The 21,321-nt window shown below is 61.7% G+C and carries 10 protein-coding genes; 3 read left to right on the top strand and 7 right to left on the bottom strand.

Annotation, left to right across the window (positions count from 1 at the left end):
* Positions 1-118: 118 nt before the first annotated feature.
* Complete coding sequence (locus CRI93_RS02330; RefSeq protein ID WP_098060985.1) at positions 119-5,365, top strand: translocation/assembly module TamB domain-containing protein; 5,247 nt, start codon at positions 119-121, stop codon at positions 5,363-5,365.
* A 43-nt stretch (positions 5,366-5,408) separates the two neighbouring features.
* Here the strand turns inward: CRI93_RS02330 and CRI93_RS02325 are convergent, their stop codons facing one another.
* Positions 5,409-5,717 (bottom strand): hypothetical protein, encoded by a 309-nt coding sequence (locus tag CRI93_RS02325; protein WP_098060984.1) that lies wholly within the window; start codon positions 5,715-5,717, stop codon positions 5,409-5,411.
* 351 nt (positions 5,718-6,068) lie between these two features.
* On the opposite strand from CRI93_RS02325, the gene CRI93_RS02320 reads away from it, so the two are divergent.
* Together CRI93_RS02320 and dinB are read left to right on the top strand one after the other, a co-directional pair.
* On the top strand, positions 6,069-7,043 hold the full coding sequence (locus tag CRI93_RS02320) for a ring-cleaving dioxygenase (protein WP_098060983.1): 975 nt from the start codon (positions 6,069-6,071) through the stop codon (positions 7,041-7,043).
* Positions 7,044-7,169: 126 nt separating this feature from the next.
* Positions 7,170-8,249, top strand: a complete 1,080-nt coding sequence (gene dinB / locus CRI93_RS02315) for a DNA polymerase IV (RefSeq protein ID WP_245850262.1) — start codon at positions 7,170-7,172, stop codon at positions 8,247-8,249.
* A 151-nt stretch (positions 8,250-8,400) separates the two neighbouring features.
* On the opposite strand, the gene CRI93_RS02310 is transcribed toward dinB, so the two are convergent.
* The 6 genes from CRI93_RS02310 to CRI93_RS02285 form a co-directional block, all read right to left on the bottom strand.
* A complete protein-coding gene (locus CRI93_RS02310; RefSeq protein ID WP_245850260.1) occupies positions 8,401-11,613 on the bottom strand; it encodes a M1 family metallopeptidase in 3,213 nt (1,070 codons plus the stop codon).
* Between the two features lie 491 nt (positions 11,614-12,104).
* The gene (locus tag CRI93_RS02305) at positions 12,105-12,869 is read right to left on the bottom strand and encodes a M48 family metallopeptidase (protein WP_098060982.1); all 765 of its coding nucleotides are present in this window, start codon (positions 12,867-12,869) and stop codon (positions 12,105-12,107) included.
* Positions 12,869-15,976, bottom strand: a complete 3,108-nt coding sequence (locus tag CRI93_RS02300; RefSeq protein ID WP_098060981.1) for a type I restriction endonuclease subunit R — start codon at positions 15,974-15,976, stop codon at positions 12,869-12,871. The genes CRI93_RS02305 and CRI93_RS02300 overlap by 1 nt, the downstream gene beginning before the upstream one ends.
* Entirely contained in the window at positions 15,973-17,100 is a 1,128-nt protein-coding gene (locus CRI93_RS02295; RefSeq protein ID WP_098061057.1) for a Fic family protein, read from the bottom strand. The genes CRI93_RS02300 and CRI93_RS02295 overlap by 4 nt, the downstream gene beginning before the upstream one ends.
* Positions 17,101-17,185: 85 nt before the next feature.
* Positions 17,186-18,379, bottom strand: coding sequence for a restriction endonuclease subunit S (locus CRI93_RS02290; RefSeq protein ID WP_098060980.1), 1,194 nt, complete (start codon positions 18,377-18,379; stop codon positions 17,186-17,188).
* The gene (locus CRI93_RS02285) at positions 18,370-20,946 is read right to left on the bottom strand and encodes a type I restriction-modification system subunit M (RefSeq protein ID WP_098060979.1); all 2,577 of its coding nucleotides are present in this window, start codon (positions 20,944-20,946) and stop codon (positions 18,370-18,372) included. The genes CRI93_RS02290 and CRI93_RS02285 overlap by 10 nt, the downstream gene beginning before the upstream one ends.
* Between the last annotated feature and the right edge of the window lie 375 nt (positions 20,947-21,321).

The raw sequence follows: 21,321 nt of genomic DNA, 5'->3' as shown, positions 1-21,321 counted from the left end.
GATGCGATAACGACACGCAGAGCATAGACCGCTCGACGCGCGCCGTACGTAACCCGTTGCTAAGCAGGGCCAGATGCGCTGCATCTGCTCATATTCATGGTAAACCGTTTGCATCCTCATGACCGATTCTGAAGCGTCGTCTTCGGCTGAAGCGCCTGCGTCGGCTCCGCGCTCGACCGGCAAGCGCCTGGTGCGAGGCGCTGGGGCGACGCTCGCTGTGATGCTTGGGCTGCTGCTGGGCGTCCTTCTGCTGCTGCAGACCGACTGGGGCGCAACTCATGTCGCTCAGTGGGCCGCCGACCGCTTCAACCCGGTGCCTGGAACGACGATTACCGTAGATCGCGCATCGGGATCGTGGCTGGGCGGCGTTGCGCTCTATGGCGTAACGTGGACGCTTGATGAATCAGCCGCTTCGGAATCTGCCCCTCCTCCTGAGCAATCCGACGAACCCACCTTGCGCGCGGCACCCCGATCGGGCGAACAGCTTGCCACCATCGACACGGTTGAGGTGGGCTACCGCCTTCCGGCATTGCTCGGCGGCACGCTGCACCTGACGCGCGCTCATGTGGGCGGTCCGGCGGTCTATGCCATGCAAATGCCCGATAGCACCTGGAACTGGACCCAGGCGCTGGAGCCGCTCCTGAACGCGCCGCCCGATACCTCCACCGCCGACCCGCTGCGCATCCAGCTCGACCAGGCGCGCATATCGCGCGGATACGCCGAAATCGCTTTTCACGGCGCCGACGCCGACTCTACGGCATACATCGATCCCCTCACGGTGGCGGTGCGCGATGTGGATGTAGGTGCGTCGGTGCGGGCTACGCTCGACACCCTGCACCTGCGCGGCGAACTTCCCACCTCCACGACGACTCCGCTCACCCTGCGCGCAGGTGGGGCCCTCTCGCCCGAACGGCTCACCGTGCGTGCGCTCCAGTTAGATGCGCCCCGCAGCCGCCTGCGGAGTCAGGGTCAGGTGCAGTTTGCCCGCGACCCGCTCGCGCCCTCTACCGATAGCCTGGATACAACCCTGTCTGCCACCACCTTCACACTGCAGGCCGATTCGCTCGCTATTGCCGATCTTGTGCCCTTCGTGCCCAGTTTGGCTCCAGCCGCCAACGAAGTGCATCGGGGCACCGTACACATTGAGCAGGAAGATGCGCAGTGGCGCCTGCGCGGCACCGGATCGGTCAACACCGGCGGTACGTGGCAGGCCAACGCCTCGGCCCGTCGGCCTGCCGCCGGAGATTCGCTACGCTACATGAGCGATCTGTCTGTTACCGGATACGAAACGCAACTGGCCGGGCTGCGCACCCGTCTCAACGCCGAACTGCGTGCCGACCTGGCAGGACCTTCGCACAACGCACTCAGCGGCACTGCAACGTTCGCGATGCACGATGCGCAGGTAGATACCGTACGCATCGATACGCTGGGCATCGCAGCAACCGCTACAGAGGGCGAAGTAGCGTGGCGCAGCCAGGGGCAGGCCAACGGCACCACGCTCACAAGCACCGGCACCGCCCAGCCGTTTGCCGAAACGCCCACCTACGCGCTCGACGCGCAGTTGCAGGCGCTTGCCGTAGAGCGGTGGCTGCCCGAGAGCGGCGTGACCTCCAACATCAACGCGCGCCTTCAAGTCAATGGGAGCGGCGTCGAATCCGAAACCCGCTCGGCCTCCGCCCAGCTGTCAATGTATGCCTCGACCCTGAACGGCACGCCCGTCGACACGCTCGACCTTGCCGCCACCCTCAACGGGGCGCAGGTGCAGTCGACTTTCGACTTGGCCGTGGTTGGCGGACGCGTTACGGGGGCGGCCCGCACCACGCTTGACGACCGCGAAACTTTTGCAATCGAGCGCCTCGAAACCACCAACTTCAACCTGAATGCGCTCCTGAACGATGACGCCCTGCCCACCACGCGCCTCACCGCGCAGCTACAGGCTGAAGGGCAAGGGTTCACTCCGGCTACCATGCAGCTACAGGGTGAAGCCCGCATCACAGAAACAACCTATGGCCAGTTGCAGGTCGATACGCTGGCAACCACGTGGCGCCTGCGCGATGGCGCGCTGCAGACCCAGCTGCAGATGCAGAGCAATGCGGGCGGGGTCGATCTCCAAGCCACGGGCCGCCCCTTCGACACGCCGCTGGCCCTTCAGCTTACCGAAGGCCGCCTGCGTAGCGTAAACATCGGTCCGTTCATGCAAGACACCACGCAAACCAGCGCCCTTACCGGCACCATCCGCGGACGATGGGCGCAGTCGCAGACCAGCGCAGCCACCGGACAGGTTGCACTGGCTCTGTCGGATTCGAAGCTCAACGACCAATCCATTACAGAGGCGCAGCTCAACGCCTCGCTCGGGGCGGATGAGCGCCTCACGTTCGACACGCGCCTGCGCACGCCAGAGGGAGCCACCACCTTTGCAGGCACGGCGCAGCCCGTTGCCGAGCGCCCTACACTGCAAATCACCGACGGCCAGATCGAAGGGCTCAACGTAGGTGCTTTGCTTGGGCAGCCCACGCTCGATACCGACCTTAACGGCACCGTGGCGCTAAGTGCCGCAGGGCAGGCGCTGCGCGATCTGGCCCTGGAGGGCCGTCTTGCGCTTGCCGACTCGCGCATCAACAAGGCTGCGCTGCCCGAGGCATCGTGGACGGTGCAGGCGGAGGCAGGGCAGCTGAGCAGCACTCTCGATGCCCGCTTTGATCTGGGCACCCTGCACGCCGATTTGACATCCAACCTGGCCGACTCCACCTACACGCTGGCCGTTGAAGCCGATGAGTTCGATGGGGCCGCGCTAACCGGGGAGGACAGTCTCCGAGCCAATCTGGGCGCGCTGCAGGCTACGCTCGACGGACGCGGGTTTGCACCTGAAACAGCGGAGTTCACTGCGGCCCTCGATGCCTCTACTGGTACCTACGGGCCCGTTGAAATGAGCGCCGCCACGCTACGCACAACGTACGAACGAGGCCGCCTGTCGCTCGACACGCTACAGGTAGATTCGAATGTGCTCACAGCCACCGGCACTGGCACTGTGGAGCTACGTGGCCAGGAGACCAACTCCGACATCACCCTTACCGCCGATGTCCGTTCGGTGGCACCGGTGCAAGAGCTGGCCGGATTCGAGACGCTTGCTCTGGAGCGCGGGCACTTTACCGGACGTTTGCAGGGGGCTGCCGAGGCGCTGCGCTTCAACGGGCAGTTTGAAGCCGAAAACGTGCTGGTCGAGGGCACACGCATTGGCGAGTCTGAAACCATAGTTGCAGGTGCGTTCAATGCAGAGTACGTGCTCGACCGGATGGAAGCGCGCACCACAAACCGCTATGTGAACACAGCAGGCATTCCCATGAACCGCGTCCAGGCACGCGGCACCTACCAGTCCGACGAGGGATTCACGGTTCGCACCGACATGCAGATCGATAGCAATCGGCGCATACAACTGGCCGCGTCGGCGCTGTCACCTGAAGATAACCGTCTTCGGGCCACGCTCGAACAGCTTGACGTGGAGCTCGGAGCATCGGCATGGTCGCTTATGCAGCCGGTGGCCCTCTCGCAAGACGGCAGCGCATTCCAGATTCGAAACTTCCTGCTGGCGGCCTCGGATCAGCAGATTGCAATCGACGGACGCGTTGACTTCGAAGGAGGGCAAGATCTGGGCATCACCCTCGAAAACGTACAGGCGGCCCCATTTGCTGATGTCATGGCGCTGGAGGGCCTCAGCGGCACGCTCAACGGCGACGTGGACCTCACCGGACCCGCCGATGACCCTGTGGCCAATGCTCGCCTGCGTGCAGCAATCCAAAGCGAAAATGTAGACGTGGGGACGCTCGATACGCAGGTGACGTACCGCGACTTTGGGCTTGCCATTGAGGGGCGCCTTGCCCACGCCGACGGTAGCACACTCACCGTTGAAGGCGATTTCCCAATTGACCTCCGTCTCGACACGTCTCGTCCTGCATCCGTCATGGATACCCCTGTGGATCTGCGCCTCAATGCGGATGCGTTTGCTATTGGATGGATTGATCCCTTCCTCGATCCCACCGTCATGCAAGATCTGCAGGGCCGTATGCAGGCCAATGTGCGCATTGGGGGCACCCGTAACAACCCCGATGTACAGGGCGAGGCCACGCTCAACAGCCTGAGTCTGGTACTCACGGAGTTGGGCAGCCGCTACCGGAACGGACGCGCCGCGCTGCGTCTCCAAGACAACCGCATCACCATCACCGAGTCAGAAATTCGGTCGGCAGGACAAGGGCGCATGACGGCTACGGGCACGGTCGAGCTGGAGGAACTCACACTGGGCACGATCGACCTGGATGTGCAGGCCAGCAACTTTCAGGCGGTGGATACGCGGGCATACCGGCAAGGCACCATCAACGGCGATCTGGCTGTGCAGGGCACTACCGAGCGCCCGAGCGTAACCGGTACGATTCAGGTGGTGCGGGCCGACATCTCGTACGATGAGCTCGATACCAGCGGGGCTGCAGACTTGGCAACCGTAGCGCTCACAGAGGCCGACCGTGCCGACCTGGAGCGGCGCTTTGGCGTACGCCTCTCCGATGCCGACACAACGGCATACGACGCCTATCAGGCCATGGCAATGGACCTGTCCGTTGAGATTCGGCGTGAAACGTGGCTGCGCTCCCGCTCGTCGCTGGGGCTCAACATCCAGTTCAGTGGTGACCTTGACCTCCAGAAGGCGCACGATGAAGACCTGGAGCTGTATGGATCCATCGACATTGTGCCGGAGCGTAGCACCGTTGAGCAGTTTGGGCAGGTGTTTCGCGTCGATGAAGGGGTGCTCACCTTTAACGGGCCCGTCGACGATCCTCAGATGTCATTCGCAGCGGTCTATGAGCAGCGGGCCCGCGAGACGCGAGACACTGAGGTCGCCATTACGCTGAATGGAGAAGGCCGCCTTGGCGATCTGGATCTGAACTTTAGCTCGGAGCCGCCCATGTCGACGTCCAACATTCTGTCGTACCTTGCCACAGGACGCCCGGCCGATAATCTGCTGGGCGGGGGTGGGGGAGGCACAACAGGCGGGTCCAGCAGTGGCGACCTGGCCACGCAGCTCGCCATTGGGCAAGCCTCCAACTTCGTAGAGAACCTGGCTGCCAGTCAACTGGGCTTAGATGTGGTACGACTGCAGGTGCGCCCCAATGGTATTTCGTACCTGACGGTAGGGCGCTACTTTACGCCGCGCTTCTACGTGTCGATTGAGCAGCCTGTTGACACGGGCAGCAGCGAAACCGAAGTGCTCGACCCCGACCTGCTGATGGAGTACGAGCTCACGCGCACGCTCATCGCGCGGGTACTGCGGCGCCAGTCGAGCCTGCGTTTCAACGTGCTCTACGAACGCGCCTACTGACAGAATCGAGATCTGTCAGTCCATAAGGGTGTCGAGGTTCACCTCAGTTCAGGAACGGCTCGCAGCGGCGATACACAGTGGTGCCTTCTGGCGTCTGAATGCGCACGACAGCCTGCGCTTTCGGGAGCGTTGTCTGATGCATCGCTTCGGCAGGCGCCGGGGCCGATACGCTGGCGTCGTCTGATGACGTGACCATCCACACGTCAGAGTGTACGTCGACGGCTACTGATTCTACAATAGTGCGGCAAGACACTCGCTGATCGACAGTTTGGCGGTGGTGGTAGTACGACCATCCGAGCAGTCCAAGAGGAAGTGTCCAGGCCAAGCCGAGTAAAAAGAGCGATGCAGTCATAAAGCCAGAGGCAAAGGTGGATGGAAACGTACACCCTCTTACACATCAAGGATAATACCAGCGCGCCATTGGAAGAGCTAATGTCGTCCAAAAGCGCATAGAATAGCAACGAAAGAGCCATGCAGACAAGAAAATAACGGGATAAACGGAGGGCACCCAGCGCGATATTCCCCCCAACAAGGTAAATTGTACCACATTAGTTGTGGGTGGTACCGAAATCGCCCGGGCGGCGGATTTTAATCATCACGCCGAACGAGGAAGCGGGAGACGTCATCCTCCGATGAACATCGCGCGCAGTCTGGGATACAGCACATTCACTCGTATCTCTTTAGACTTACCTGCTTGCTTGTTATGCCTCCTGTTCCTGCGCCGGTATCTGGCCTTCATCACGTCACCGCATATGCGCCCGATCCGCAGCAGAGCATCGACTTCTACCGCGATGTGCTGGGGCTGCGCCTGGTAAAGCAAACCGTGCTCTTCAACAATCCATCTGAGGCCTTCCGTGGGCCCACCATGTACCACTTCTATTTTGCGGATGGACAGGGCACGCCGGGCACTGTCATGACGCTCAAGCCGCACCACAGTATTCAGCAAGGCCAGGTGGGGCGCGGACAAGCCACGGCTACGGCATTTACCATTCCCGAAGGGTCGGTATCGTACTGGCAAGAGCGTCTGCAGGCGCACGACGTTCAAACGTATCCGTTAACCAAGCGCTTTGGGGATACAGTGCTGCGTTTCCAGGCCCCTGACGGGCAGCCGCTGGAACTGGTAACAGGCACCTCCGACATTGCGCCATGGACAGGCGAGGGTGTGCCCGAAGAACATGGCATTCGCGGATTTCATAGCGTCACGTTGCATCCAAACAACCCGCAAGAAGTAACGCGCATACTCGAAATCCTGGGGTATGAGCAGGAAGAAACCGAGCCGACCCCCCAAGACGGCGACTGGACGCGTTTTGCGGTGCCAACAGCCGAGCATGCGCGGTTCGTGGATGTGTACAACGAGCCCAACATGCATGAGGGCCGCTGGGGCTATGGAACCGTGCACCACGTCGCGTTTCGGGCGCACGACGATGCCCACCAGGAGCAGTTACGCACCGCGCTGATTGAGGCTGGATACGGAGTGACCTCCATGAAAGACCGCAACTACTTCCACTCGGTGTACTTCCGTACGCCCAGCGGCATCAACATCGAAATTGCCACCGATCCGCCCGGCTTCGCTCACGACGAACCCGACGGCGAGCTTGGCCAGACCTTGCAGTTGCCACCGTTTCTGGAGCCGCGCCGCGAGGAGGTTGAGGCTCAACTCGCTGACATTACCCTGTAAGGAGGCACCTGCTGCGATGCGAGCGTGTGTAAACGTTACTGGTAGTGGATAGAAGGTTATTGATCACGAGCGGTCTTCCCGCTCCGCCATGTGCCTGCCATCCTTCTGGCTATACGTGCTGCTGTTGTGCCCGACACGCCTCGCAAGATCATTCATCTGGACATGGACGCCTTCTACGCGTCCATTGAGCAGCGCGATGATCCCGGCCGGTATGCGGGCCAGCCGATTGCCGTTGGGGGCGGGCCGCCGCGGGGTGTGGTGATGACGGCCAGCTATGAGGCACGCCCGTATGGCATCCACTCGGCCCAGCCCTCCGCGGAAGCAGCGCGCCGGTGCCCCGATCTCATCTTTGTGCCGCCGCGGATGGATGTCTACAAGGCGGAGTCTCGCGCTATCCGCCCAATCCTTCGGCGCTACACGGATCTCATCGAACCGGTCTCATTGGACGAAGCCTACCTCGACGTGACGACGCCGAAGCACGGACCGGCCTCCGGCACGCTTATCGCCGAGGCCATCCGCGAAGCGATTCGCACGAAACGCGGACTCACCGCCTCTGCGGGCGTGGCTGCCAACAAGTTTGTCGCCAAGGTCGCCTCCGACTGGGACAAACCCGATGGATGCACGGTGGTGCGTCCGGATGAGATGCTGGATTTTATCGCCGGGTTGCCTACCGAGGCGTTTCGGGGCGTGGGTCCGGTGACGGCGGAGGCCCTGCAAGCGATGGGCATCCACACCGGCGCTGATCTGCAGCAGGTGGCCGAGCGGGACCTGGTGCGACGCTTCGGGAAGCGCGGGCGGTGGTTTGCGGCGATGGCCCGGGGCGAGGACGCGCGGCCGGTGCGCCCGAATCGAGAACGGAAGTCGGTCGGCGCCGAGCAGACCTTCTCGACCATCATCGCTGATCCGGACCAGATGCTGCATCGCCTGGAGCCGATTGCCGAGCGGGTGGCCCAGCGGCTGGGGCGCGCCGGGCGCAAAGGACGCACGGTCACGCTGAAGATGAAGACGTGCCACCACGAGGTCCTCACGCGCCAGACGACGCTTCAACGCCCAGTAGCCTCGGCGGAGGTGCTGATGCAGTGGGCCGAACGGCTGCTTTCGGAGCCGCACCCACCGGAGGAGCCGCTGCGCCTGTTGGGCCTGACGGTCTCGTCGCTGATCGCCGAAGACGCAGCCGGGAGGCAACTGGAACTGGCATTTTCGTAAAGGAGGCTCTGGGCCTCAATGCGGATCCGAGCATGGGTCAACTGCGGTTGATGCCGGGGGATTCGGTCTGCGATTCATGATCTGCTGGGCAGGAGGAATATCTCTGAACGGGCTCCTCCTGCCCACAGCGGCGTCTTGCGTCGATGAACACCTACGGCTGCACCTGTACACCGATCTGCCAGCGGAAGGCGATCTCGTCCTGGGTTGGATCGATGCGGCCCGAGTCACTGGCGTAGAACGGGAAGCGTGCGATGATCGTGAGGTCGTTCAGCACGTCCGACTGCGCCGTCCAGCGGTCGAGGTGAGGGACGTCGGCAAGGCGGTAGTGAACGCCCAGCCCGGCGTCGGTGAGGAGGTCGTCGGTCGCAAAGCCCGAAAGGAACGCACCGTCGTCCCAGGTTTCGCCGATGCCGGAGAAGACCTCCAGCCGCAGGGGCGACAGGGCGTTGAGTTCAGCGAAGGGGGCGGCGTGTAGCGCGAGCCGTCCGGCCAAGAGATTGCCGCCGATGAGCCCTGCCGTGGGCGTGCCTGCGTTGGTGCGCAGGTACGCGACGGGGCCGGCCAGCCCAAACGCCGTGAGGTGCGCGTCGTCGAGGGGACGATCGAACGCCGCAGCGGCGGTGCGGAAGGCGTCGTCGTGCCACTGCTCTTCGAACGAGGCTCCGCCGAGCTGCGGACGCTTGTAGTTGGCCAGGAACCGGTTCGCCCAGTTGAACTGAAACGCAGCATCGAGCGTGAGCGGACCCGTGGCGAACGACTTGCGCGCGGCCACCGAGAACTGGTTGGCTGACGGGGCAAGGCGTCGGTCGGCCACTTGCGCCACCGAGCCGCCCAGCTCGGCCCCCACATGCAGTCGGTCGCGGCCGTCAGTGGCGTCGTACTGCAAGAGCGCCGAGATGAGGTGCGCCCGCCGGAACGGGTTCACGGGGGCGTACGACTGAAAGACCCGGTTGCTGCCATTGTACTGATGCTGCAGCGCAACGCGGACCGTGTGTGAGCCGTCGTCGAAGAGCGAGCCGATCGATCGCTCTGCGAAGATGCGGTTCTCCATCAGGCCGAGGTGCTTGCGTGCCGTGAAGCCGAGCGTGGTGGTTCCGCCCAGCGGATCGACGGGATACCGGAAGCCTGCCTCGTAGTCGACACCCGTGAACCACGAGCCGCCATCGCGAGGACGCATCCGGACGGAGTTGCGCTCCGGGCGGCTCGGCGTCATGGCGTCGAGGGCGGGATCATCGCCATTCGAGGCGATCACCTGGGGCCAGAGCGTCAGCATTGCTCGCGTGTGGTAGCGATCCCGATACGCGCCGCGGGCCTGCACGCCCACGCCCACGCCAAACGACGCAGCATAACCTGCCAGCGGACGCACGCCGATGTCGTACGCCGTGGGATTGCGTTGCGGGGCGCGGAGAAAGCGGACGTTCGTCGGAAAATCAGCCGTGTTGTTCAGGCGGTTCACGTCGGGCGTGCGCTGCATCGGGTCGAGTTCGGCAGCCACCACGCGCGACGGGACCGTAACCGTGAACGTGTGCTCCGGGTAGACCCACGGCCACGGCTCGGTCACAATCCAGTCATCGGGTACGGGCTTGTGGCCATGCATCACCATCAGCGGGATGTGCACCCACTGCGTGGAGCCGTCTTCGAGGGTGAGCTTCACGTCGTGCGGCATCACGGCCTCGCCCTCGCGCTCCACCTCCAGCTCTACCTCGAATCCGTTGGCGGTCTCGGTCTGCTCCATCCCACTGAGCGCATCATCCAGCGGGCGCGTCGAGTCGAGGAACTGCCAAAAGTACCAGTCGAGTTGCAGGCCACTCTCCTGCTCAGCAAACAGCTCCACATCGAACGGATCGGGATGTTGGAACGACCGCTCGCGGAGGTATCGCTTCAGCCAGCGGTCGCGTGCGGCGTCGCCGATTACGTAGCCCATCATGTCGACTACCATGGCGCCGCCGGAGTACGCCGTCAGGCCATAGGCGGTATTCGTCTGGAACCAGTCGGCGGGCGTGTCGAACGGCTCCTCCAGGCCCAGCTCGTGCATGCGCACGATGCTCTGTCGGAACCGGTTCGTCTGCGGCGTGCGCCCCAAGAGATGCGCCATGCCGAGCTCGGTGGCGTACGTCGTAAAGCCCTCGTCCATCCAGGCGTAGTCGCTCTCGTTCGTGCCCAGCGCGCCGTAGTACCACATGTGCGCAAACTCGTGGACGGTGGTGCCGAGGATGGACAGCGGGCCATCTTTCCGGTCGAACGCGGGGTTGTCGTAGCCTGCTACGAGCGTAAACATCGGATACTCCATGCCGCCGTCTCCGCCCTGTGCGACCGTCATCTGGGGATACGGATACGGCCCCAGTTCCTGATTGAAGTAGCGCGTGAGGCGCGGCATGTCATCGGCGAGACGTGCCCACGAGTCCGCAACGTCGGGTTTGTAGAGGATGTGATGCGTAGTGCCGCCCGCCTCGACCTTGTCGTGAATGTAGTCCGGGTCGGCGGCCCAGGCGAAATCGTGCACATCTTCGGCAAGGAAGCGCCACGTCAGCGAGTCGGCCTCGGGGATGCCGTCCTCGGGGATGCCGTCCTCGGGGATGCCGTCCTCGGGGCGCCACGTGGTGCGTCCGTCCGGCGCGCTGAGGTCGTAGCCGTGGCCTACGGTTTCTGGATTCTGAAGCACGCCGGTGGCTCCCAGCGTGTAATCGGACGGCGCGGTAATGCTGACGTCGAAGGTGCCGTACGGCGCGTAGAACTCGCGCATCACGTACGGATCGGCGTGCCACCCGCGCTCGTCGTACTCAGCCAGCTTCGGGTACCACTGCGACATCGAGAAGTCGACGCCGCCACCCCGGCTATCCCGACCACTGCGGCGGGTTTGCAGCGGGACCTGCGCGCGCCACCGCATCTCGAATGTCGTAGACCGACCCGGCGGAATCGGCTCGGCAAGATCCACACGCATCACGGTGTCGGTCACGTCGAAGGCGACCTCGGCGCCATCCTGCGTGAGCGAGCGAACGCGGTGCCAGCCCTGCTCGTCTTCGTCCAAGTTGAAGATGCGCGGCACAATGCGCCCGTCGGGATCCGGCACGTGGCGGTTCCGCTCCGCCATCATCGACTCGGGATGAAAAGCATTGAAGTAGAGGTGATAGTACACCGTGCGGAGCGTATCGGGCGAGTGGTTGGTGTAGGTCACCTCCTGATGCCCGGTGTACTGATGGTCGTCGGCGTGCAGGCGGATGTCCATCGTGTAGTGAACCTCCTGCTGCCACTGCTCCGGCGACTGGGCATGAGCGAGAAGCGGAATCGCGAACAGCAGAAGACCAATGACGCACGGCATGACGGACCGAATGACGTACAGGTGCGCCCGGAAGGAGGTTGGCATGAGGACGGAGGTGGAAATCAGCGAAGCGGCTTAAGTCACAGCGTGTTCATCCGCCAACCTGCCCGAAATGTTTCGGCGAGCCGATCTCGTCCCCTGCATGGCGGGTGGTGTCCCCGGCCAGGCACGAGCTTGTTTACAGCGTGAGGGAATGGGGGATGTCAGGACCGCGTATTCTGCCACAAAGCGATCAGCAAAGAAAAAAGGGAAACCTGCACATGCCGTTAGATAGATGATAAGTGATCGCTCTCCTGATAAAAACCCTTTCTGAGGCGAACGGCACCGAAAGCATTCGGCACAAGTTACCCCGTTCGCTCTCATCAGCCCCGCCGGAGACGTCCGCGCCGGACGGTGCTCCCAGCACCGAAAGCATTCGGTGCACGTTCTCCGGCTACTGGTATATTTCCTCCATCACGTAGCGTTGAACCGCTACCCAGAACTCTTCTTGCCCAAATATACATTCCTTGCTTGGCGCGGCAAAGCCCCCGTAGCAATCAATACGTCCAGTCCTCATGGGCCAGCGGTTCGGCGTTGAGTTGGTCGCGCATGTGGCGCCAGTTGGGGAGGTGGCGGTCGAGAACGGCCCGGAAGCGGTCGTTGTGGTGCCGCTCGATGAGGTGCGCCAGTTCATGCACGACGATGTATTCGAGGCACTGGACCGGCTTCTTCGCCAGCTCCGTGTTCACCCAAATGCGACGGGCGTCGATGCTGCACGAGCCCCACTTCGTCTTCATCTGCTTCACGCCCCACGCGCTCAGCCGAACGTCCATCGCTGCGGTCCACTCGTCGACGAGGGCTGGCATCCGTTCCTTGACCTGATCGCGGTACCACGTGTTTAAGATGTCTCGCCGCCGCTCGGCATCGGCATCGGGGCGGCAGTACAGGTCGAGGCGCTTTGGGCCGCTCTTGTGCACGCGGTTCGGGCCGGTGTGCCGGACGAGGTTGAGCAGGCAGCGCGTGCCCCAGACGTAGTGACTCTCTCCCGTCACCATCTCTCGTTTCGATTGGCGCGGCTGCTCATCCAGGTCCTTCTGCTGGCGACGAATCCACCCCAGTCGATCAATCACAGCCAGGCGCGCTGCGTCGTTGTCGATATGCAGCGGCACGGCGAGACGCACCTGACCGTCGGGCGGGTACACGCTCAGGTGGACGTTCTTGATGTCCTTGCGCACAACATTTACCGTGATGCCGCTCACCTCCAGCGTACTCGTTTCGATCGCGGCGGCTGCGTCTTCGTGGGCGTGCTCGGCTGCGGTCATTAGTAGTCACTCTGGTTTTTGACAAGATCGAAAATCTCTTCCGTTCGGTCTTCCGCGCCGTAGTTGACCAGCTTCTCGTAAATGGCGCGTTTCACCTCTCGCTCCTTGAAGTGATTTCCGTGCCACCCGTCCTTCTTGACCTGCCGCAGGGTTTCGTCAATGTCTTCGGCCAGGTCGGCGTCTTCCCCAAGGTTGTCGTAGAGCGCCTGTTTCGCGGAGGTGTCGATCTTGTCAGGATAACTACTGCCCTTCTCGGGCTGTACGACCTGACGCGAGAGCTCCTCGATGCGCTTCAGGTAGTTCTCGTAGCTGATGGTCTCCGCCCGACGCTGCTGAATGAGCGTGTCGAGAAGGCGTGACATCTTCTCGTAGTACTTGGGGTTTGCGTCCTGCCGATCCACAATCGTCGACCGGACGTTGTTTTCGATCGTCTCCGCCATCGCGTCCTTATGGCTCTTGACGCCGTCCGGCAGATTCTCGGTTGCCTCGGTAATCCCACGCTGGACAATCGCTTCGATGAGCGGAAGGTCGGCAAACGTAGAAACAACGCGGCTTTCTTCTGCCCGGATGTACGAATCCAGCAGGTGACGCATGGCCGGTTCATACGCCTTCATGTCCGGCGAGTCGCCGCTGGCGAGCTTCACTTCCTCGCGCACATCCTCATAGTGGGCCACTTCCTGCTGAATGGATTGCGCTTCCTCGGTCGTGTACCCGGCGTCGGTCATCTCGTTGGCGAGCTCGGCGTACGTCCGGCTGAGCGTGCCAACGTGCTTATAAAGCGCCGCCCGTTTCGATGCATTTTCGCTGAGCGCGTCCCGGTCGCTCGTGTCTTCTGCGCAGAAGTAGTGGATGTACTGCGGCGTGTTTTTCGGCGGATCGACCGGCTCGCAGAGCGCACGCACTTTCTCCAGCGCCTGATCCAGGTCCGCACGGGCCTGCTCGATCCGATCTTTCAGAAGTCCGCGAACGTCTTCTTCGTCGTAGCCGTCGAGCGCGCCCCCGGTGTAATCGTTGATTGCGCCCTCCAGCGACTTGAAGAGGTCCTTGTAGTCGATGATGTAGCCGTACGACTTGTCTTCGGTGTGGAGACGGTTGACCCGGCAGATCGCCTGAAACAGGCCGTGGTCTCGCATGGTCTTGTCGATGTAGAGATACGTGGCCGGTGGCGCGTCGAAGCCGGTCAGGAGCTTGTCCACCACGATGAGCAGCTTCATCTGGCCCGGGTCGTTGACGAACGTGTTCTTGACCTTCTGCTCGAACTCTTCCGCCCGACCCATGGCCTCGTCCTCCGACTGGTTGAAGTAGTCGGCCAGCATCTTTCGGTAGATTTTGTACTGCCGGAGCTTCTCGGTTAGCCCTTCGCCGCTCTCTTCGCCTTTGATGTCGCTGGGGGCGGGGCGGTAGCTGGTTATGATCGCGCACTTGCCGTGCAGATCTGTCTGATCAAACGCTTCGTAGAACCGGCAGGCTTCGTAGATGCTGCCGCACACGAGCATTGCGTTGCCGTGCCCGCTCATCAGCCGCGGCCGGATGCTCATATCGAACTGAATGTCTTGCGCGATCTTGTCGAGGCGCTGCTTCGAGGAGTGCACCTCGCGCATCGTGCCCCACTTTTCTTTGAGCCGCCGCTTGGCCACGTCGGTCAGCCCGTTTGTTTTCGCCTCAAACCACTGGTCGACCTTCTCCGGCGACGTGAGCTCCTGGTCGATGTCCCGCGCCTCGTACCGGAGGTCGAGCACAACGCCGTCGTCTACGGCCTCGTCGAACTTGTACGTGTGGATGTACGGGCCGAACACCTCAATCGTACGACGCTTGTCGTTCTTCAGGAGCGGCGTTCCGGTGAATCCAATGAACGTCGCATCCGGAAGGACGGCTTTCATGGCCTCGTGCAGCTTGCCGGACTGCGTGCGGTGCGCCTCGTCGACAAACACAAACAGCTCGCCCTTCGGCGCGAAGTCCGGCGGCAGGCTTTCGTTCACATCGCCGATGTAGGCATCCATCTTCTCCGACTCGCCCCGGCCAAATTTGTGCACGAGCGAGCACAGGAGCCACGGCGTGGTTTCGTTGAGCACGGTGACGAGGTCGGACCCGCTCTCTGTGCGGTGGATGTCTTCGTTAACGCCCTGAAAGACGCTCTCGATCTGATCGTCGAGCTCGACCCGGTCGGTGACGATGAGGACGCGGGCATCCGTCACGTTTTCCCGAATCCACTTGGCGAGCCAGACCATCGTCAGGCTCTTGCCCGAGCCCTGCGTGTGCCAGATGATGCCGCCCTGGCGGTTGCGGACGTTCTCCTGTGCAGCGCGAACGCCGAAGTACTGGTTCGGGCGACAGATCTTCTTCGTACCGGCGTCGAAGACCACGAAGTCGTGGACGATGCCCAAGAGCCGGTCTTTGCTGCACATCCGGATGAGGTCGCGGTCGATGTCGTACGCGGTCACCGCATCCGAGGCGGGGTCTGGAGCCACCTCGTTGTCATCGTTCCAGCTCAAGTAGTACTTCTCGGGCGTCTGGATCGTCCCGTAGCGGAGGCCCTGGGTGTCGTTGCCCGCCAGAACGAGCTGCATGGTCGTGAAGAACGGCTCGATGAACGCCTTCTTCTGGTTGTCGAGGTTTTGGCGGATGCCTTCCTCCACAGAGACCTTCGAGCGCTTGAGCTCAAGCACGCCGAGCGCAATCCCGTTGACGTACAGCACGAGATCGGGGCGCTTCGTATTCTCGCCGGTGACGGTGACTTCCTCCGCCACAGCGAAGTCGTTCGCCTCCGGGGTGTCCCAGTCGATGAGGTGGACGGTGACGGCGTGCTCGCCCGCTCCCGGCTTCACCTTCACGCCGTACCGCAGCAGCTCGTACACATCCCGGTTGGCCTCGTAGAGCGTGGTGCTGCCGCCGAGGGCCGCCGCCTGCTTTAGCTTGCGGACCGCACGAGACACGATGGGCGCGTCGTATCCCTGCTGATCGAGCCACCGCGTAAGCAGCCCTTCCTCGACGTTCCGGTTATCCGCCCGATCGCCCCAATCCCCGAGATACCGATATCCGAGCGTATCTCGAAATAGGGTGACGATGCGATCCTGGGTGCTGCGTTCGATTTGACCGACGGGACTCATAGCGTAAATAGATTGGTGTACCGTTCAAATAAATACAGCCGGTTGCGCTTGGCCCCAGTGATTTCCTCAAGGAGGCCGACGTCTTCCATCGCATCAATCAAGTTATAGGCTGCGGTCATGGAGAGGCCGGTGATACTGGCGACACGCTCGGCATCTGTGAGGGGGCGCTCGTACAGGGCGCGGATCACCTTGCGCGCATTCTCGGCGCGGCGTCCCAGGGGCTCAACGAGCTCATCCACGTCCTCTTGCAATTTGAGAATGGCGTCGAACGTGTCGATGCCGCTCTTGGCTGTTTCAATGACACCGACGAGGAAGAATTTCAGCCATTGAGCCATGTCGTTGTTCTCGCGCACTCGCATCAGGTTGTCGTAGTAGTGCGTTCGGTTGCGCTCGAAGAAATCCGACAGGTAGAGGATGGGCCGATTCAGAATGCCGCGCTCCACGAGGTACAGCGTGATGAGGAGCCGACCGACACGCCCGTTGCCATCCAGAAACGGATGGACCGTCTCAAACTGGTAGTGGACGATGGCGATCTTGATCAGTTCGGGGACGAACACATCCTCGTTGTGCACGAACGCTTCCAGATCGCTCATCAGGTCGGCGATGCTCGTGTGCACGGGCGGTACGAAAATGGCATCGCGTACTGTGGCGCCGCCGATCCAGTTTTGGCTTGTGCGAAACGCGCCGGGCCGTTTGTTCTGGCCGCGCACGCCTTGCATGAGCACGCGATGCGTCTCGCGAATGAGGCGCGTCGAGAAGGGGAGCCGGTCGAGCGCCTCGACGGCGCGATTCATGGCCTGGATGTAATTCTGCACCTCGTCCCAGTCGTCCCGCTTTTCGGAAGGGACGTCTTCACGTGCGAGCAGGGCTTCTTCGATGCGCGTCTGGGTGCCCTCGATACGGCTGCTTTGCGTGGCCTCCTTCACGACGTGCATACGGATGAAGAGCTCCAGGTTGGGCACATATTCGGAGTACATGTCCAGGCGGCCAAGCTGGCGGTCGGCCTGGCTCAGGAGCTGCTGCACCTCCATGTCGTCCAGCACCCACTGCCGGTTGATGGGAGTGGGCTGGAAGCTGGTGTAGCTTCCCTGACGAATGTACGTGCCGGCATCAAAGTCTTTCACGCGAACCTGGAATACCACTACTCCTTATTTAACGTTCGGGGCCGAAAGGTGGAATAGTGGAGGGGCTATTCAAGTTTCGGGCGCATCACACCAGCCGCGTGCGGCCCGTCAGCAGCTCCTGCATCATCCCCTGCTTGATGTCCTGCGTCTTGTCGCGGCGGGCCTGGAGCGCTTCGATTTCGGCGTCCATGTCGGAGAGGATGGTGGCGATGGCTTTTTGCTCTTCCAGCGGAGGAAGCGTAATTTCAAGTGCCGCGGCGCTCCGCTTTGACAACTCAAGAAACGTTGACCCAGATGATACCTCCTCCAGGTCAGACTTCATCGTTAGCAGCAGGTAATACAGGTACTGGTTGCTTGTATCCGAATCGCAAATAAGCGACTTGAAGCCCTGGTTCGTCGTGATCGGCGTAGTCGCAATTTTTACTTCACCTACAGTAGCTCTACTGCAAAGAAGCAAGCTACCTTTGGGTAATAAAGTAGCTGAACTATTCGCAAGGCCTTTTTCCGTGATATTCCGCTCAGTTTCGGATAAGAACCTGCCAGAGGTGCCTGTAATATCCGTCGGTGTACACCAAGGAATTTTGCCACCCCAGTAAGCATCCACGCTGGAGCTCGGTGTGCCTCCATTGACAATCTGCGTCACCTCCCCCAGACGCTTCGTCGTCCAGTCCCCATCGAAGCCCGGCAGGCGCTGGGTGCCGGTGAGGAGGCGCTGCATGGTGGCCGTCTTGATGGCACGCTTCTTGGCGATGAGCGCGTCGAGCCGCTCGATCAGCGCGTCCACGTCCGAGAGCGCGTCGGCGATGGCGCGCTGCTCGGGGAGGGGCGGGAGCAGAACGTCAGTCTTCTCCATTTTCTGCTTCGTTAGATGAAGCATCGTGCTCCCACTTGTTTCACGCTCTTTTAAGCGCTGCGTGATTTCGCTGAGTTTGAAATATAGAAAGTTCTTCGAAGCAATACTGTTTTTGACGTCTACCTTCCAGATATGGTAGTGATAGATAGCTTTAGGACCTTTCCATATCGTAGGTCCGAAAGTAGCTGACCACATATACAACAGGTCGCCTTCCGAGCAATACTTGCTAGGAGGTAATTTGAGAGTAGAATAGTAGTAGTCATCGCCCCCTGTCAGATTTTGGAGACGTATGACTGGAGTACCTTGCGACTCCCACTCCGACCGATGAAAAGCTCGACCGTTGTAAAGGGTGCAGATATTAGCTAGCGGCGTCTGCTCCCAACTCTCCGGAATATCAAGCGACTCGGTTTTCGTTTTTAACTCCATGCTCCCATCACCTCCAAGTGTTCATCAACATTATCAGATAGCTCGTCCACTTCATTCTCCAAGTCCGGCAGCGGCTCGGCGTAGCGCGTCTCCAGTTCCTGCACACGTCCGGAGAGCTGCTGCGTGATGCGTTCGATCTCGTCGCGCACCGCGGTTTGGACGGTCGCGATCCACTTGTCTTCGACAACGAGGTCGTTCACCTCTGCATCCGTCAGGTCCGGGTATGTCTCCAGCACGGTCCTGTACAAGTCCTCCCGTGCCTCCTTCACCCCGCTTTTCCTGGTGGTAACGTCGTCGTACAGGCTCAGGTAGTCGTACAGCACATCCAGTTCCGCGAAGATGCCTTCCGGGTCGTCCACGCCTTTCTGCCACTCACGCGTGCCAAAGTTCGTTTTCGTGAGGCTATTGGCCTGTTTGTAGAACGCCGTGCCCGTGTCGAATACGTCTTTGGCCTCGTTTTTTAGCTCCTGCACGCGGTCCTGCACGTTGCCCTTCGTCACGCCTCGGCTGCCTTCGAGTCCGTCCAGCGCCTCGCCTTCGCCGGTGTGCGCCTCCTCAAACTCATCCAGGGCCTGCTGTGCCTCGTCCAGGCGGCCCTGCTCCCGCTCAATCTCCGCCTGCGCCTCCGGAAAGAAGCGGTCAATGACGATAGAGGGCGGAATCAGCTCGCCCACATATTCCTTCTTGCTCTTTCCGCGCCCGATCGTAAAGTCCGGGTCCTCCCCGTCGTAGGCCGTGCGGATGGTGCGCCCCGCTGCCCAGCCGTCCTGCGCGATGATGTAGACGTCGTCCTGCATCGTCTCCTGCCAGAAGTCCATCAGCCGCTGGTAGACCGCGTACCGATTCACGAGCGGGACGCCAGCAAAGCGCTCCAGCAGATCCTCCGAGAGCGCCGTGATAAACGCCTTCGGGTTGGCCCCGACGGTGAGGCCGCGCATGGTGGGCTCGTGCGCTTCGCGCCAGGCCTGCGTGCGCTCCTGCACCGAGGCTGCGAACGCCTGGAAGTCCGCGTGGTCGAGGATGAACGCCTTCACCTCGCGGGCCGGGACCTGCGCGTGGCTGTAGCCGGGGCGGGCCGGAGAGAACAGGTCGCTCCGCAGATTCGGAAAGACCGTCCAGTAGCGCTCCAGGTCGTCGAGGTCCGCATTCGGAATGCCGCCCTTCAAGTGCGCCTCCAGGTCGTGGATGTCCTCGTCCTCTGTTGCGTCGATGTAGCGCGGGATGTTGAGGTTAAATTCGTTGGCCTCAATCTCCGGCATCGGCACAAACCGTGCGTAGCCGTCTACCTCCTTCCGCTCCGTGAACACATCCACGATCTTATGGATGTCGCGGTCGCGAAGGCGGTTCTTGTTGCCGTCCTTCCGGAAGCCGCGGCTGGCGTCGATCATGAACACGCCCGGTGTCTGCCCCTTCGTTGCGCCGTTTCCGTGTTGCGCCCGTCCGTTGGTCGGGAGCGCCCGGCTTTTGTCCATCACCAGGATGCACGCCGGGATGCCCGTGCCGTAAAAGAGATTCGGCGGCAGTCCGATGACGCCCTCGATGATGTCGTGCTTCAGGAGCGACTGCCGGATGTCCGCCTCCGCATTTCCGCGGAAGAGCACGCCGTGCGGGAGAATGACGGCGGCGCGGCCCTCGCCCTTGAGCGATTTGATGATGTGCAGCAGGAACGCGTAGTCGCCACGGCGGGACGGCGGCACCCCATGCGTCTGGAACCGGTCGAACTCATCGTTCTCCGGCTTCAGCCCATTGCTCCATGACTTGTACGAGAACGGCGGGTTCGCCACCGCGAAGTCGAATCGCTTCAGGCTGCCGTCATCCTCGGTCCAGTATGGCGACGCCAGCGTATTGTCCTGCCAGATCTCCGCCGTGGGGTTGTCGTGCAGGATCATGTTCATCCGTGCGAGCGCCGCCGTGGCGTTGTCCATCTCCTGCCCGTAGAGCGACACATCGCCATTGGCTTCTGCCGCCACCTTCAGGAGCAGCGAGCCCGAGCCGCAGGTGGGATCGTAGACGCTCTGGCTGGCGGGGGCGTCCTCCGGGAGACCGACCACTTTTGCCAGCACGCGCGATACCTCCGCCGGGGTGTAGAACTGGCCTTTGGACTTGCCCGACTCCGTCGCGAAGTTGCGCATCAGGTACTCGTACGCATCGCCGAGCAGGTCATCGCCCGTGACGCGGTTGTCGCGCAGATCCAGCTTCTCAAAGATGCCGACGAGATTCGACAGCCGGTCGACCATCGCCTTGCCCTTGCCGAGCTTGTCCTCATCGTTCCAGTCGGCCAGGTCGATGACGCCCTTCAGCTTATTGGCCTCCGCGAGCCGTCCGATGATCTTATTCATCTTGTCGCCGATCTCCTTATCGCCTTTCAGGGCGACCATGTCGTCGAACGACCCGTTTTCCGGCACCTGGATGAGGGCGTACGGACTGCTGTCGTACTGATCGGAGACGTATTTGACGAAGAGGAGCGTCAGGACATAGTCCTTGTACTGCGAGGCATCCATGCCGCCGCGCAGCTCGTCGCAGCTTTTCCAGAGCGAGCTATACAGTTCGGACTTCTTGACGGCCATGCCGGTAGGGGGACGGAAGCGGTGGAAAAGGTGAGGGTGGGCTTGTTAAGTGTAACGACAAGTCATTGCTTCGTCAACGAGTTAGCGCTTTCGAACGGCTCTATCCAGAGAACGCATCTAACCTTCGCGTTTGGGCAGCGGTTCAATGATAAGTGATTGCCATATGGCCAGCATCATCGGAGCCAGTTCACCCCCCTCTGTCTATCGAGTTTCGCCAAAGGCGTGATCCTCTGGACCTCTACCTGCTTGAAGAAGGAGGAGAAACCCACCCGAGTCTGCAGGACGACGGATGAGGCGAAGCGGAATAAAGGGAGGGCGAAAAAGACAAATCTACAGTGTCCGATAGTCCCATCACGCAGCGCCTACCCACTACCT

The sequence above is a fragment of the Longimonas halophila genome (assembly GCF_002554705.1).
GTDB lineage: Bacteria > Bacteroidota > Rhodothermia > Rhodothermales > Salinibacteraceae > Longimonas > Longimonas halophila.
The sequence above is the reverse complement of the archived record's forward strand: the minus strand, read 5'-3'. Positions and strand labels throughout refer to the sequence as shown.

Excerpts from the sequence above, each read along its gene's own strand:
- CRI93_RS02330 (WP_098060985.1), top strand. The coding sequence starts at position 119 with ATGACCGATTCTGAAGCGTCGTCTTCGGCTGAAGCGCCTGCGTCGGCT.
- CRI93_RS02310 (WP_245850260.1), bottom strand. The coding sequence starts at position 11,613 with ATGCCAACCTCCTTCCGGGCGCACCTGTACGTCATTCGGTCCGTCATG.
- CRI93_RS02290 (WP_098060980.1), bottom strand. The coding sequence starts at position 18,379 with ATGGAGTTAAAAACGAAAACCGAGTCGCTTGATATTCCGGAGAGTTGG.
- CRI93_RS02285 (WP_098060979.1), bottom strand. The coding sequence starts at position 20,946 with ATGGCCGTCAAGAAGTCCGAACTGTATAGCTCGCTCTGGAAAAGCTGC.
- CRI93_RS02300 (WP_098060981.1), bottom strand. The coding sequence starts at position 15,976 with ATGAGTCCCGTCGGTCAAATCGAACGCAGCACCCAGGATCGCATCGTC.
- CRI93_RS02320 (WP_098060983.1), top strand. The coding sequence starts at position 6,069 with ATGCCTCCTGTTCCTGCGCCGGTATCTGGCCTTCATCACGTCACCGCA.
- CRI93_RS02305 (WP_098060982.1), bottom strand. The coding sequence starts at position 12,869 with ATGACCGCAGCCGAGCACGCCCACGAAGACGCAGCCGCCGCGATCGAA.
- CRI93_RS02325 (WP_098060984.1), bottom strand. The coding sequence starts at position 5,717 with ATGACTGCATCGCTCTTTTTACTCGGCTTGGCCTGGACACTTCCTCTT.